Annotated in this window: 14 protein-coding genes and 1 pseudogene; 1 reads left to right on the top strand and 14 read right to left on the bottom strand. The window is 36.8% G+C overall.

Annotated elements, in window-relative coordinates; genetic code table 11:
* Nucleotides 1-68 precede the first annotated feature (68 nt).
* From H9650_RS03675 to H9650_RS03730, 13 genes are all read right to left on the bottom strand, one after another.
* Nucleotides 69-545 carry a hypothetical protein gene (locus tag H9650_RS03675; RefSeq protein WP_191696588.1) on the bottom strand — a complete coding sequence of 159 codons (477 nt, stop codon included), beginning with the start codon at nucleotides 543-545 and terminating at the stop codon, nucleotides 69-71.
* Nucleotides 546-724: 179 nt separating this feature from the next.
* Nucleotides 725-1,039 carry a GNAT family N-acetyltransferase gene (locus H9650_RS20380; protein WP_225215882.1) on the bottom strand — a complete coding sequence of 105 codons (315 nt, stop codon included), beginning with the start codon at nucleotides 1,037-1,039 and terminating at the stop codon, nucleotides 725-727.
* 26 nt (nucleotides 1,040-1,065) lie between these two features.
* Entirely contained in the window at nucleotides 1,066-1,233 is a 168-nt protein-coding gene (locus tag H9650_RS20385; RefSeq protein ID WP_225215883.1) for a hypothetical protein, read from the bottom strand.
* Nucleotides 1,234-1,372: 139 nt separating this feature from the next.
* Nucleotides 1,373-1,861 (bottom strand): hypothetical protein, encoded by a 489-nt coding sequence (locus H9650_RS03685; RefSeq protein ID WP_191696589.1) that lies wholly within the window; start codon nucleotides 1,859-1,861, stop codon nucleotides 1,373-1,375.
* A gap of 143 nt (nucleotides 1,862-2,004) precedes the next feature.
* The gene (locus H9650_RS03690) at nucleotides 2,005-2,199 is read right to left on the bottom strand and encodes a hypothetical protein (protein WP_191696590.1); all 195 of its coding nucleotides are present in this window, start codon (nucleotides 2,197-2,199) and stop codon (nucleotides 2,005-2,007) included.
* A gap of 48 nt (nucleotides 2,200-2,247) precedes the next feature.
* A complete protein-coding gene (locus H9650_RS03695; RefSeq protein WP_191696591.1) occupies nucleotides 2,248-3,105 on the bottom strand; it encodes an alpha/beta fold hydrolase in 858 nt (285 codons plus the stop codon).
* A gap of 503 nt (nucleotides 3,106-3,608) precedes the next feature.
* Complete coding sequence (locus H9650_RS03700; RefSeq protein ID WP_191696592.1) at nucleotides 3,609-4,745, bottom strand: M20 family metallopeptidase; 1,137 nt, start codon at nucleotides 4,743-4,745, stop codon at nucleotides 3,609-3,611.
* Complete coding sequence (locus tag H9650_RS03705) at nucleotides 4,732-5,769, bottom strand: ABC transporter ATP-binding protein (protein WP_191696593.1); 1,038 nt, start codon at nucleotides 5,767-5,769, stop codon at nucleotides 4,732-4,734. The genes H9650_RS03700 and H9650_RS03705 overlap by 14 nt, the downstream gene beginning before the upstream one ends.
* Nucleotides 5,741-6,751: an ABC transporter ATP-binding protein gene (locus H9650_RS03710; RefSeq protein WP_154311385.1), complete on the bottom strand. Its 1,011-nt coding sequence runs from the start codon at nucleotides 6,749-6,751 to the stop codon at nucleotides 5,741-5,743. Before H9650_RS03710 ends, H9650_RS03705 begins: the two co-directional genes overlap by 29 nt.
* A 19-nt stretch (nucleotides 6,752-6,770) precedes the next feature.
* Complete coding sequence (locus H9650_RS03715; protein ID WP_144538221.1) at nucleotides 6,771-7,646, bottom strand: ABC transporter permease; 876 nt, start codon at nucleotides 7,644-7,646, stop codon at nucleotides 6,771-6,773.
* Nucleotides 7,647-7,682: 36 nt separating this feature from the next.
* Nucleotides 7,683-8,600, bottom strand: a complete 918-nt coding sequence (locus H9650_RS03720; protein ID WP_191696594.1) for an ABC transporter permease — start codon at nucleotides 8,598-8,600, stop codon at nucleotides 7,683-7,685.
* A 110-nt stretch (nucleotides 8,601-8,710) separates the two neighbouring features.
* Complete coding sequence (locus H9650_RS03725; protein ID WP_144537268.1) at nucleotides 8,711-10,258, bottom strand: ABC transporter substrate-binding protein; 1,548 nt, start codon at nucleotides 10,256-10,258, stop codon at nucleotides 8,711-8,713.
* 42 nt (nucleotides 10,259-10,300) lie between these two features.
* Nucleotides 10,301-11,509: a M20 metallopeptidase family protein gene (locus tag H9650_RS03730; protein ID WP_191696595.1), complete on the bottom strand. Its 1,209-nt coding sequence runs from the start codon at nucleotides 11,507-11,509 to the stop codon at nucleotides 10,301-10,303.
* A gap of 212 nt (nucleotides 11,510-11,721) precedes the next feature.
* Here H9650_RS03730 and H9650_RS20750 point away from each other — a divergent pair.
* Nucleotides 11,722-11,805 (top strand): annotated as a pseudogene (locus H9650_RS20750) (hypothetical protein); the annotation flags it as partial.
* A gap of 22 nt (nucleotides 11,806-11,827) precedes the next feature.
* Here H9650_RS20750 and H9650_RS03735 read toward each other — a convergent pair.
* Nucleotides 11,828-13,267, bottom strand: a complete 1,440-nt coding sequence (locus H9650_RS03735) for a glycoside hydrolase family 1 protein (protein WP_144537264.1) — start codon at nucleotides 13,265-13,267, stop codon at nucleotides 11,828-11,830.

The following is a 13,267-nucleotide window of genomic DNA, read 5'->3' on the forward strand; positions in this document are numbered from 1 at the left end:
TATCCAAACTCCTTGTCATTTACCATAATAAAATTTTATATAATGATCATATTTTGCTAAAGCACGCGTTAGTTCAATAAGAAGTTACAATTTAATTGTTTTTCCGCTTCTTTTACAATGGTTGTAATTAGAGATTCTCTTGTAATTCCCTCTACATTATCACCATATCGATAGTCGTCTATCATTTCACTGATCTCATACCATACATTTAATTCTTCGCTAACAAATTCTTCACGAACTACTTGGTAAATTTCATATGCATAGTTAATTGCAATAGATTCATTATCTATTATTTGTTTTAGCAAATACCAGAAGTAATACTTAGAACACTCATCCTGTGTGGGTTCTTCCATACTTAATTCTCTTACTGCCCTATGAAAATAATCTTCTACCTCAAAAATATTTAGAGTTTCACTTAGGGAAGAAAGTATATTTAGTGATGTAGATGTATCACTATTTTCTGACATTTGGGTAACCCAATTAACATAATCGACAGGTTCTACTTTCTTTTCGAATATTTTATAATACAACATTTTAGTTTCCATCACTTCCTCCTTTTATTTTCTTCTTTCCTTGTTCAACTAACCTGCTCCGTAGTTTAAGTGTAACATTTCACAATGCATATTTAGGATCAACCTAATATTTTGGACATAAAAATGGACCATCGAAAAGATGGTCATATTTTGCAAAACACCCGTTAGTTCAATAAGAAATAGAAGTATATTTATTTATATCTATATTGTATTAGTTGGTTTTCCGTTCCTAAGTATTCTTCATTGCCAATCCTGCTTATCTCTATAAATCCTATTTTCTCAAGCATTTTTCTGGAGCGAATATTCTCTTCGTGGGTTTCTGCATTAAAAATTGTAATTCCTAAGTTTATAGAAGCGTAATCCATCATACATAGAATAGAATTAGTCCCAATTCCTTTTCCCCATAATGTACTCTCACCAATTGCAATACCTAATTCAGCTGCATTATCTTTAATACAGGCTAAATCTGCATACCCAACTAACCTTTCTTTCAATTCTATTCCCATTCGAACAAAGTCTTCAGATTCATTACTTATACGATGAAGCCACTATCTATACAATTCTTCTTCACTTCTATTTTTCTCCCAGCCATTCGCTGAACAAAAATGTCATCCTTACTCCAATTTAAAACAACTTCATAGTCATCTATTCTTAAATTTCTAATTTTTATGGAGCGTATATTGTTGTCTTTAGTATTCATTCTACTATCCCCAATAGATTTCTTTGTTCAACTAAACTGCGTCTTTAGTTGAACAAGAAATGAGAGCTGTACTACCAGCTCTTCATTTTACTAAGCACCCGTTAGTGGAAGAAGGAAATTCCCTTTAACTTTACCTGTTTTACTCTATCAATCTAAAAAGGTCAGAATAAAAAAGTTTTATCATTGCTTCATTTTCTTTATCGTTATATAATCCAAAGCCATATTCAGTTCCTTCAATTAACCCAACTGAATACAACAATCCTTCTTGAAAATCCTTTGGACGATAGTCAATAGCATCCGAGATGAAGGGGGTCAATGAATCGGTTCCAATGAATATTATTGGTTTCTGTAATTCAGCATAAATTTTTGAATAATTATCGTTAGAGGCTTCTGCTAATTGTTCTTTCATGATAAAGACAGCATCATAGTTTTTATAATTGTCGTTAGATAAATCTTCAAAAGTAATCGGAACAAAATTTACTGTCTTATTTTCTATTATAGTAGGTGAATTTCCAATGATACCAATGTTCAAAACACGCCCAGTGTAAGGATTAGTCGGAGTGGTAGAACTGCACCCAGTCGTAAAAGTAAGTAACATCAATATAAAAATGAATAATGATTTTTTCATTACATCTCCCTCTTAACAATCTCCATTTTTTAATTATTACTTATTCTTTATTTTATATTCGAATTCCTTCTTCAACTAAACTCCGTCATTGTTTCGATAAGAAAAAAGGCTCTACTCCATCTTGAAGTAAAGCACCCGTTAGCTTAATTAATGCCTGCTGCTGCTGTCATTGCAATGCTCCACATAATAAGAGTAAACGATATTGTAAGCCAAACTGTATTGACCGTAGTTTTTTCTTCGTGTTTTACCTTTTTCAATATAGAAACCAAATTCAAACAAAATATAATGCACAAGATAGGCATTAAAAGCCATCCTATGTATATAAAGGCATAAATCATATGCTCACTCCTTTGTAGTTGTTTATCATTGTTCTGCTAAAGCAACCGTTAGTTGAACAAGCTGGGGCTGAAAAAATTTTCTGCTATCGTATTCATTTTGTCTGGCTTTTCTACAACAGTCCAATGACCGCAATTTTCAATTTCAATTAATTTTGCATGTGGTACGTACTTTATTAATAACTGTTTAATTTTTGCAGGTGTAATAATATCATGACTTCCCTGTGCGACTAGAATTGGTATTTCAGATAATTTATAGATTTCGCTTTTTAAGTCATAGTTCTTTTCAATATCTTCTCCTATTAATTGATTGACATAACTATTCATACTGGACTTCTCTTTCCTTTTTAATGTATCGACTGAAAATACGTAGTATGGGTCTAAAATATTTAAAATATCTTCATAGGATCCAGAACCTTTTTTCATTTTTCTATCTGCCTTAAAAAGATTTATTTTATCCTTCAAGGAGATTTTTTTCAAAAGTTCTTTTTCAAAGCTTTTATATCCTTTTGCCGAAACTCCTATAGCAGCTGTTAGAAGTATTTTATTAACTCTTTCCGGGTAGGTAGTTGCATAAAGCAAGGCAAGCATAGAACCCCAAGACTCTCCGAAAAGGTTCATTTTTTCCAACTTCAATTCTTTGCGCAATAATTCTAATGTCTTTACTTCATCCATCATGGAGTATGTATTACTTTTAGCGTGTTCTGATTTACCGCAACCCCTTTGATCATATAAAACAAGTTTGAACTTTTGGGCTAATGGTAAAACGTGAGGAAGAAAAAAACGATGCTCACTTCCAGGACCACCATGAAGGAAGACGATAGCTTCTCCGTCACCAATAATATTGACATGCAGTTTTTGTCCTTTGATATTAACAAAATCTATTGGTCCCTTTAATTCATTAGCCATGTTTTACCTCCTACTATTCTTGATTCTATATTGTTCTTTAGATCTTTCCTTCTTCAACTAAACCTGCCCCGTTAGTTTAAGTGTAACATTTCACAAACTAAATCGATTCACGAAAAAACAACCCTAGCCTTAAACATAGCCTTAAAAATCTAAAAAGCCGAGCGAATAAATCCTCCTCGGCTTTTAATGAATTATATACATAAAAACGAACTATAGATGGTTGATTTCCGTGGGATGATAATATGTTGCCTCCACGCGGTGCTTGTAGTGTCTTGCTCATCTCGCTAAGTATCATCTTTCTCTACTATCACATGTTGTGTAGTAATTATAAAGCAAGTTAGGTTCTACAAGTAACACTCGCTCTAAGGTTGCAAGGTTTATTTTTCTTTAGGTTTACGCACCACTATGTAATTTAGTAAATAGTTCTAATCCGATTAATCTTTGTAGATCGTATACTAATAGAGATTTTGCATTGTGTACATAAATTTAAACATGATTATTTGCTAATTGCTTTCTGATAGTTTAGATACTGTTTCGGCTAACAGAAAACACCTTTCAGTCAGTGAGTCTATTTCAAGGTATTCACCTTCATTGTGCAGTTTTCCGCCAATCGGTCCTACACCATCTATAGTTGCTACGCCAAGGTGAGAGGGAAATGATGCATCTGATCCTCCACCCGTATGAGAATCCGTTACTATCAAGCCAAAGGAATTCCCGACTTCCTTAACTATCTCTAGTAATTTCTGGTTCTTTTCATCAGGTTCCATTGGTGGGCGAGTAATTCCGCCTTCTAAGTCAATAGTTGTCCCTGGTACATCTGGTACTGAACAAATACTTTCGATTTTCTTTGCGATTTCTAAACTTTGCTCATCACTCTCGACGCGTACATCCACATATCCAGTGGCGCTATCTGGTATCATATTTACCGCGTCTCCACCTTCAACTATGCCTACACTTACTGATATTCCTTGTTCGTGGTCAGTTAAATGATTAAGTTTTATCGTTTTATACGCAAGTTCCTCAATAGCGCTTCTGCCTTCTTCTGGAGCTACTCCTGAATGTGCAGATCTTCCGTGTACATGCAACGTATACCTGCCTCCCCCTCTTCTCGAGGACACAATCGATCCATCTTTACGGGCAGGTTCCATAACCAATGCATATTTAACATTTTTTGAAATTTCCTCAATGAGCTCCCTTGAAGTAGGTGAACCTATTTCCTCATCACTATTTAATATAATGATGACGTTTTTCATTGCCGCATCTTTTTTCTCGTACAAATATTTCATAGCATACAATAATGTAACCTGACTTGCTTTCATATCAGCCACTCCTGGACCAAAGGCAAGGCCATTTTTAATAGTAAACGGCCTTTCTGCTGCTGTTCCAATCGGAAATACAGTATCCATATGAGCAATAAGCAGAATTTCAGGCTTCATAGCTTCTTTATGCTTAATTAGGATATTATTCCCAAATTCTTTATTTTCTTTAACTTCTATAGTAAAATCCATTTGTTTATATTCTTCTATAAGTATTTTTCCAATCTTATCGACTCCAACTTTATTTGTTGAACCACTATCGATGTTCACCAATTTTTCAATGAGGTTAAGCATTGGTTCAAGTTTTTTTTTAAGATAGTCCATGAGTATCTACCATCACTTTCTCTTCATTGATAATTCCTTTTCCATCCTTAAGAGGAAAATGACATGCTACAAATTGACCTGGTGATTTCTCCTCAAATACAGGTTCGTTTTTACTGCATATTTGCTGAGCATAAGGGCATCTCGTATGGAAATTGCACCCAGGTGGTGGATTGACTGGACTCGGGATATCACCTTCCAGAAGTTGTCTTCCCTCAATGTTTCGTTGAAGAGGATCCGGAACTGGCACAGCGGACAATAGACCTTCTGTATAAGGATGCATCGGATGTAGAAACAACTTTTCTTTTGTCGTCAGCTCCACTATTTTACCAAGATACATCACAGCAATTCTGTCGCTGATATGCTTTACAGCTGGTAATCCATGTCCGATAAAAATGAAAGTTAGATTTAGTTCCTTTTGTAATTTAGATAGTAAGTTTAATATTTGGGATTGAATTGATACATCCAGCGCAGAAACTGGTTCATCACATACGATCAACTTTGGATTTAAGGAAATAGCACGGGCAATTCCGATCCTTTGTCTCTGTCCCCCGCTAAATTCATGTGGATATCGATTGACATAAGAACGGTTCAAGCCAACTAGGTCCATCAGTTCCATTACTCGTTCAGAGAGTTCTTTTTTATTGAAAGATTTATGAGTTCTCAACGGTTCGGCTATCAAATCAAAAACTCGCATACGTGGATTTAAAGAAGAGAAAGGATCCTGAAAAACCATTTGGATATCTGCTCGTTTCTTTCTTAAAGCCTCTCCTTTTAGCTTAGTCAAATCTTCTCCTTCAAAAAGAATTTCTCCTTCCGTTGCATCAAGTAAATGACCAATCAAGTTTCCTGTAGTTGACTTTCCACATCCTGATTCACCTACTATACCAAGCGTTTCTCCTTCGTCCACATAAAAGTCCAAGCCATCGACTGCATAAAGAAACTGTTTTTTTCTTTTTAAGAAACCTTCAGATATATCAAATGCTTTTTTCAATCCTCTAACTTCCAGCAAATGATTTTGTTTCATACAAATCAACCACCTTTTCTTCATGAAGCCAGCATCTGACCTTGTGATCTGTCAAAATTTCTTCAAGTTTTGGTTGAGCTTCCGCACACTTTTGCATAGCATATGGACAGCGATCCATAAAACGACAACCTTTTGGATAATTTAACGGATTTGGAACAGTTCCAGGTATTGAGGTTAATTCATCTTTTAATTCATGGATCTTAGGCGTACTGTCCATCAGCCCTTTCGTATACGGGTGTTTAGGTTCTCTAAATAATGTAAATACATCCGTTTCCTCCACTACTTGACCTGCATACATAACAACTACACGGTCTGCCATTTCAGCCACTACACCTAGGTCATGGGTGATTAACAAAATAGAAGTATCAAACTCCGTAATTAACCCCTTCATTAATTTAAGAATTTGAGCCTGGATTGTTACATCAAGAGCAGTAGTTGGCTCATCTGCAATCAATAATTCAGGATTACAGGAGAGTGCCATTGCAATCATTACACGTTGTCTCATACCTCCACTTAATGAATGTGGAAATGAATCAATTACTTTTTCCGCTCTTGGTATTCCTACTTTTTTCAGCATTTCAATACTGAGCTTTCGTGCTTCTTTCTTACCCTTCTTTTGGTGTAACATAATGGATTCTGCCATTTGATTTCCTATGGTGAAAACTGGATTCAAAGAAGTAAGAGGCTCTTGGAAAATCATCGCAATCTCATTACCACGAAGGTTACGCATCTCTTTCATCGAGATAGGAACAATGTCTCTTCCTTTAAACAAAATCTGTCCATCCTGAATTTTTCCAGGAGAGTCAATTAAACGCATAATGGATAGGGACGTCACGCTTTTCCCTGATCCCGATTCACCTACTATAGCTAATGTCTCTCCTTTTTTTATCCTAATTGAAACGTCATCGACTGAGGGAACAATCCCATTTTCAGTATGGAAATAAGTTTTGAGGTTTTTTACATTCAGTACTTCTTCCGCCATTAGGGATTCCTCCTTAAGATTATTTTTTGATAGAGCGAGGATCTAGAACATCTCTTAACCAATCACCCAAGAATATTATTCCTAGAACTGTTACTGTAATGGCTAGACCCGGAAAAGTCGCAAGCCACCAACTTGTGGCTAAATAATCTCTTCCATCACTCAAAATAGACCCCCATGAAACAGTCGGTGGTTGAACACCAAGCCCCAAAAAGCTAAGTGATGCTTCAAGAATGATCGTTGTTGCCACACTTAACGTAGAAATTACGATAAAAGAGGAAATAACATTCGGTAGTAAATGACGAATAATTATCTTATTGTTTTTTACTCCAATTGAACGGGCAGCTCTTACAAAATCACGTTCCTTTATAGTTAGCACTTCGCCACGTACAAGCCGTGCATAGTTTACCCAATTCGTAGCACCCAGAACGAAAATAAGAGTAATAACACTTGGTCCAAAAACACTAAGTATTACTAGCGCAAAAAGAATAGTTGGTATTGCTAGGAAGGAATCTACAAGGCGCATTAACACATTGTCGATAAAACCACCATAATACCCTGCTATCAAACCAATAGTAACACCGATAATTCCCGCAACAACGACAGAGGTAATACCTACTAATAAGGAAATTTGAGAACCATAGATAATCCGACTAAGAATATCCCTACCAAGGTTATCCGTTCCCAATAGATTTGCAGTACTACCACCTTCCATCCAGAAAGGAGGCTTTAGCATATTAGCCGCATTAATAGCAGCGGGATCATGTGGTGCTAGTAGTGGTGCAAAAATGGCCACTAAGAAAACAAAGAAAACGATAAAGAATCCTACTGTGCCTGTCTTACTTCTAAGTAATAATCTACTCCACCTTTTAAAAGAAGAGGGTTTGTTTTGTGTCATGCTTATTGTCTGTGATTGGGTCAACTTAACTTCCCCCTAGCTATATTTAATCCGTGGATCTAATAGTCGGTAAAGAATATCTGCTACTAGATTCATAAGAATTACGAGTGTTGCAATGACAAATACACTGGCTTGAACAATTGCCATATCACGCGTATTTACAGCCTGTATTAATAATTGACCTAAACCCGGCCATGAAAAGACAGTTTCAGTAATCAATGTCCCCCCAACCAAAGTGGAGGTTTGTAATGCAGTAATGGTTATGACAGGAATAAGTGAATTTCGGAAAGCATGCTTATAAACTACGATTCTATCCTTTAAACCTTTACTCTTCGCTGTCCGTACGTAATCCTGATTCAAGGTTTCAATCATGCTAGACCGGATGAGTCGTGTCATTTCCGCAGCTATCCCAGTAGCAAGAGTTATGGAAGGGAGAACCAAATGTAACAGCGTCCCTCTTCCTGAAACCGGGAAGAAACTTAAAGTGACAGAAAACAATAAAATCAACATGATACCCAACCAAAAGTTCGGCATTGCTTTTCCTATGACAGCCGCACCCGTCGCCACTAAGTCTAGACTAGAGTTTTGTTTTGTAGCAGACCAAATACCAAGTGGAATCGATACAACAATTGCGATTATAAGCGCTGCGATACCTAGTTCAAGTGTTGCGGGGAGACGCTCAAGGACGATTTCCATAGCGTCCTGACCATAACGGTAGGATTCTCCAAAGTCACCTTGTACAAGGTTCATAAGGTATGTAGTGTATTGAACGATAAAGGCTTCGTTTAAACCTAAGGATTCTCTTAATAGCTCCACATCTTCCTGGGATGCGTCATCAGGGAGCATTAATGCAACTGGGTCTCCCGCGATAAAGACTAGTGAAAAGACAATAAATGAAATGATTAATAAAACAGGTATTATTTGTAGTATTCGCCTTACAAAGTAATTGTTCATCAATTGTCACCTCACACATATTTTGAAATGATTTATTGTAACCTACTATTTTTTTACACAACCAAATAGTAAAGGAAGGAAGAGCAAGCTCTCCCTACCGATAACCGTACCTACTTTTTATTAATGGAATCCACGTAAATTATTTCATCCATTGTAGGAGTATAATCAATTGCATCACTCACACCTACGTTAATAGATTCTTGATGTAAAACAATGTGAGCTGTGTCTTCAGCTAATAAATGTTGTGCTTTAATATATTGCTGTGCTCTTTCTTCTGGGTCCATATTTTGAGCAGCAGCTGCCAATAATCCCTCTACTTCTTCATTGTAATAATCAATTTGTCCTTTAAATCTTTCGTAGTTATACCAATCTAATGCATTCGCAGCATCAAACATAGAGTTACCCAAAGCTAGTAAATAAGCATCCTTATTTTTGCCTGAATTACGAAGTTCAACGAAACTACTCCACTCCATGAATTCTACATTTGCTTTTACCCCAATCGCAGTCCACATTCCGGCAACCATCTCAGCTATTTCAGCATCCTGTAAATAACGTCCTTTTGGAGAATGGAAGGTCATTTCAAAGCCATCAGGATAGCCTGCTTCTGCCAATAATTTTTTTGCTTTTTCTACATCATAGTTATAGGTGTCATAAAGATCTTCAGCAAAACCAAAGTTTCCTGGCGCTACTCGTGTAATGGTAGGTATTCCTGCGCCATTTAATAAATTATCCGTTATTGCCTTGTTATCAATTGCCAAGTCCAAAGCTTCTCTAACTCGAGGATCAGAAGTTGGATATCCTTCAGTTGAACGCAAAAATATCATCATTGTCCGGTTAGAAGTTCCTTGTGATAAATGGGTGCCATCGTTATCCTCAATACGTTTCCACTCACTTGGAGGCATGTTTGTTGCAATATCAACTCCACCTGTTAGTAGCTCAGAGACACGTGTAGAGTTTTCCGGGATTACACGGAACACCACTTCGTCCCATTCTTCATTTTTTCCTTCAAAATAATCATCATATACTTCTAGGACAATTCTATCGTCGCGTACCCATTTGGAAAACTTAAATGGTCCTGTCCCAACTGGATTTTCCAAGAAATAATCCATTCCATTTTCTTCAATATATTCGGAAGGAAGGATACTAGATGCAATTCTTGAAATTCTATTTAGCAAAGCTGGATCTGGTTCATTTGTAATAATACGGATTGTAAGTTCATCAATAACTTGTACCTCTTTAATAGAGTTATAGTTAATGTGATCAAGAAGTGTTGAATCATGTGCAACACGTTCAAGTGAGAATTTAACATCCTCAGAATCTAAAGTTTCGCCGTTATGGAAAGTAACGCCTTCTTTTAGTTTCACTTCCCAAGTCTTATCATCTATTTTTTCATAACCTTCTGCTAAGTCTGGTAAAATCTCTCCAGTTTCGTTATCTCGTTTAAACAAATAGTTAAACATATTCACGTGAATTGCTTCTGTGGAAGTATTTACATGATTATGAACGTCAAATGTTACCATGTCCGTTCCCATTGCAATCGTTAATGTTCTATCATCCTCTTTTTTTGGCGTCGAAGTGGAAGATTCCTCTCCATTACAGGCTGCCAACAAGCCCACTGTCAAAAGTATAGAACTAGCTAACCCTACCCATTTCCTCATACTCATACCCCTTTATCTATATATTTTTCATGAATCAAATACTTATTGTTCGGTTGAATTATTCTCTATGTAATCAAGAGCGAATTGGGCCAATAAAGCAGAGCCATACGGCAGTGCATCTTCATCAATATCAAATTTTGGATGGTGATTTGGATAGATACAATCTTTTGTTTCATTGTAAGTACCCAATCTAAAGAAAATACCTGGCACTTTCTCAGCATAGTAAGCAAAATCCTCTCCCCCCATGCTCGGATTCACAATTGAAAGCGTACTGGCGCCCAATATTTTCTCAGCAACTGAATCTAATAATGGGATCAATGTATTGTCATTTTTAACGGAAGGATAGCCAAATTGATAATCAAATTTATAACTAGCCCCCATCCCTTCACAGACACCTTTAATATATCTTTCCATTCTTTGAGAAATGACCTCTCTTAACGAAGGATCTAAGACTCTAACTGTGCCTTCCAATCGGACGGACGGTGCAATAACATTTCTTTTAAAGCCACCTTCTATTTTACCTATTGTCAAAACAGCTGGTTTTAGAGGGTCGATTGATCGGCTCACAATTTGCTGTAACGAAGAGATAACTTCGGCTGCTACCGTTATCGAGTCGATCGACATATGTGGATGAGCCGCATGCCCCCCCTCTCCAATCACTTCTATGTCAAAGGAATCCGCACATGCCATTGCGACATCTTTCGCAACAGTTATATACCCTGTGTTTGCTGTAGGATGTACATGCAAACCGGCAATAACATCTACATCAGGATTGTTAAGCACCCCTTCCTGAACCATATGTAGGGCCCCTGCTAAACCTTCCTCTGCTGGCTGAAATATAAATTTGATATTCCCTTTTTGGGGTCTATGTTTACTTAGTAATTTGGCTGCTCCCAACAAAATGGCTGTATGAGCGTCATGTCCACATAAATGTGCAACCCCAGGAACAGACGAGGCGTATAAAACATTTTTTTCATCTTGTATAGGAAGTGCATCCATATCTGCTCTTAAAGCAACAGTCGGACCTGGATGAGTACCTTGTAGAAGAGCAACTATTCCAGTTTTCGCCACTGGTGCTTGAATTTCTAAACCAAGTTCTTTTAAATTTTCCAAAACAAACTTTGAAGTTTCATATTCTTCAAATGATAGTTCCGGATTCACATGAAGATGTCTACGCCATTGTATTAAATTATCCTTAAGGTCAAGTGCCTCTTTAAGCAAAACGTTTTCTTCTACTACTTTGTGTTTCATTTAATCCTCCTATTTAATTTATTTAATATAATATTCGGAAATAAAAGTATTTTCTGATTATTGTATTAATACTAGTTTAGAATATTTCTTTAGTCAAGACTAATTTCCCAATTTTTCGACATCATTTTTTGTTTTTTTTAAAGCGATTCTCTTGAAAGTAATCTTATTAATCCCAAGGAAAACTAGATGAATATATCGAGTATTAAAACCACAAACGAATGAAGGCAAAATTAAAAGACCTAAATCCAGTAGAATACCGAACTCAGATCTTAGAAGTCGTTAAATTATTTGTGTAACTTTACTTACTATTTTCATCAACTACAAGGAGGTGCCATTCGATTCGATGACTTTTTTGTACCAATAATAGCTGTTCTTCTTTATGCGACGGAGATCATGTACACCCTCTTCATGCTGATTTACATAAACTAACCCATAGCGTTTTTGGAAGCCGTTTAGCCAACTTAACAAATCAGTGAAGGACCAGACACAATAACCCATTACATCTACTCCGTCGGAAATTGCCTCCTGAATGGCGATTATATGGGAACGCAGATATTCAATCCGATAATCATCTTGAACTACTCCATCCGCATCTAACTTGTCATATTCCCCCAACCCATTTTCACTTATCAAAATAGGGAGTCCGTAACGATTAGTCATTCTACGTAGAGCAATTCTTAACCCTTGAGGATCGATATTCCAATCCCAATTCGTTCTTTCCAAGTTTGGATTGGCAATTGTTTTATACAGTCCTGGTATTCCAGAATCCTTGGATGTTCCTTTTTTACCGGTTGTATTCATTTCCGATGAACCAATACCGCCTTCTAAGGGATTCTCTTCAAAAGTTGTTGTCTGATAATAATTTAAACCAATAAAGTCTGGCTTACCTTCTTTTAATAAATCAAAATCGCCTTTTTCAATTAAAGGAGCTAGTCCTTTTTCCTCTAAGTAATTCCATGCTACTTCTGGATACTTGCCCCATACATACGTATCCATCCACCAATGACTATTGAGCTCTTCGGCATTTTCAGCTGCCATAATATCTTTTGGACTAGAAGATGCGGCATAGGAAGGTGAGTAGGCAAAGCTTGGGCCAATTTTTCCATCGGGAATATATTTATGGAATTCCTTAATCACACTAGCATTCGCAAGATTCGCATGGTGATTGACTTGATAAAATAACTTCTCATCTTTAATACCTGGTGGATGTGTCGCCAAATGGTAGCCATGGTTCGTGAAAATATTTTGTTCATTTAAGCTAACCCAATATTTCACACGGTCACCAAAGTGTTTAAATAGTTCAACACTATAATTCGTGAAGTCCTCTATAATTCTCCTAGACTCCCAGCCTCCATATTCATCCTGAAGTGCCTGTGGTAAATCCCAGTGATACAATGTCAAAATCGGCTCAATCTTATTTACCTTTAATTCATTGATTAAGTGATCATAAAATTCCAAGCCTTTTTGATTGATTTCTCCTCTACCATTGGGGAAAATACGTGTCCAAGCAACAGAGAAACGATAGGTTTTCATACCCATTTCCGCCATCAAACGAACATCTTCCTTATAACGATGGTAGTGGTCTACTGCAACATCACCGGTTGTCCCTTTAAAGGTCTTACCGGGTATACGAACAAACTTATCCCAGTTTGAAGCACCTTTTCCATCCTCATCCCAAGCACCCTCCACTTGATAGGCTGCAGAGGCTGCTCCCCATAAGAAATCCTTTGGAAACGGTTTAAGCGTTTGATGTATCAC

Source organism: Psychrobacillus faecigallinarum (assembly GCF_014836595.1).
Classification (GTDB): Bacteria; Bacillota; Bacilli; order Bacillales_A; family Planococcaceae; genus Psychrobacillus; species Psychrobacillus faecigallinarum.

Excerpts from the sequence above, each read along its gene's own strand:
- H9650_RS03690 (WP_191696590.1), bottom strand. The coding sequence starts at position 2,199 with ATGATTTATGCCTTTATATACATAGGATGGCTTTTAATGCCTATCTTG.
- H9650_RS20385 (WP_225215883.1), bottom strand. The coding sequence starts at position 1,233 with ATGAATACTAAAGACAACAATATACGCTCCATAAAAATTAGAAATTTA.
- H9650_RS03705 (WP_191696593.1), bottom strand. The coding sequence starts at position 5,769 with ATGAAACAAAATCATTTGCTGGAAGTTAGAGGATTGAAAAAAGCATTT.
- H9650_RS20380 (WP_225215882.1), bottom strand. The coding sequence starts at position 1,039 with ATGGGAATAGAATTGAAAGAAAGGTTAGTTGGGTATGCAGATTTAGCC.
- H9650_RS03685 (WP_191696589.1), bottom strand. The coding sequence starts at position 1,861 with ATGAAAAAATCATTATTCATTTTTATATTGATGTTACTTACTTTTACG.
- H9650_RS03695 (WP_191696591.1), bottom strand. The coding sequence starts at position 3,105 with ATGGCTAATGAATTAAAGGGACCAATAGATTTTGTTAATATCAAAGGA.
- H9650_RS03700 (WP_191696592.1), bottom strand. The coding sequence starts at position 4,745 with ATGGACTATCTTAAAAAAAAACTTGAACCAATGCTTAACCTCATTGAA.
- H9650_RS03725 (WP_144537268.1), bottom strand. The coding sequence starts at position 10,258 with ATGAGGAAATGGGTAGGGTTAGCTAGTTCTATACTTTTGACAGTGGGC.
- H9650_RS03675 (WP_191696588.1), bottom strand. The coding sequence starts at position 545 with ATGGAAACTAAAATGTTGTATTATAAAATATTCGAAAAGAAAGTAGAA.
- H9650_RS03730 (WP_191696595.1), bottom strand. The coding sequence starts at position 11,509 with ATGAAACACAAAGTAGTAGAAGAAAACGTTTTGCTTAAAGAGGCACTT.
- H9650_RS03710 (WP_154311385.1), bottom strand. The coding sequence starts at position 6,751 with ATGGCGGAAGAAGTACTGAATGTAAAAAACCTCAAAACTTATTTCCAT.
- H9650_RS03715 (WP_144538221.1), bottom strand. The coding sequence starts at position 7,646 with ATGACACAAAACAAACCCTCTTCTTTTAAAAGGTGGAGTAGATTATTA.
- H9650_RS03720 (WP_191696594.1), bottom strand. The coding sequence starts at position 8,600 with ATGAACAATTACTTTGTAAGGCGAATACTACAAATAATACCTGTTTTA.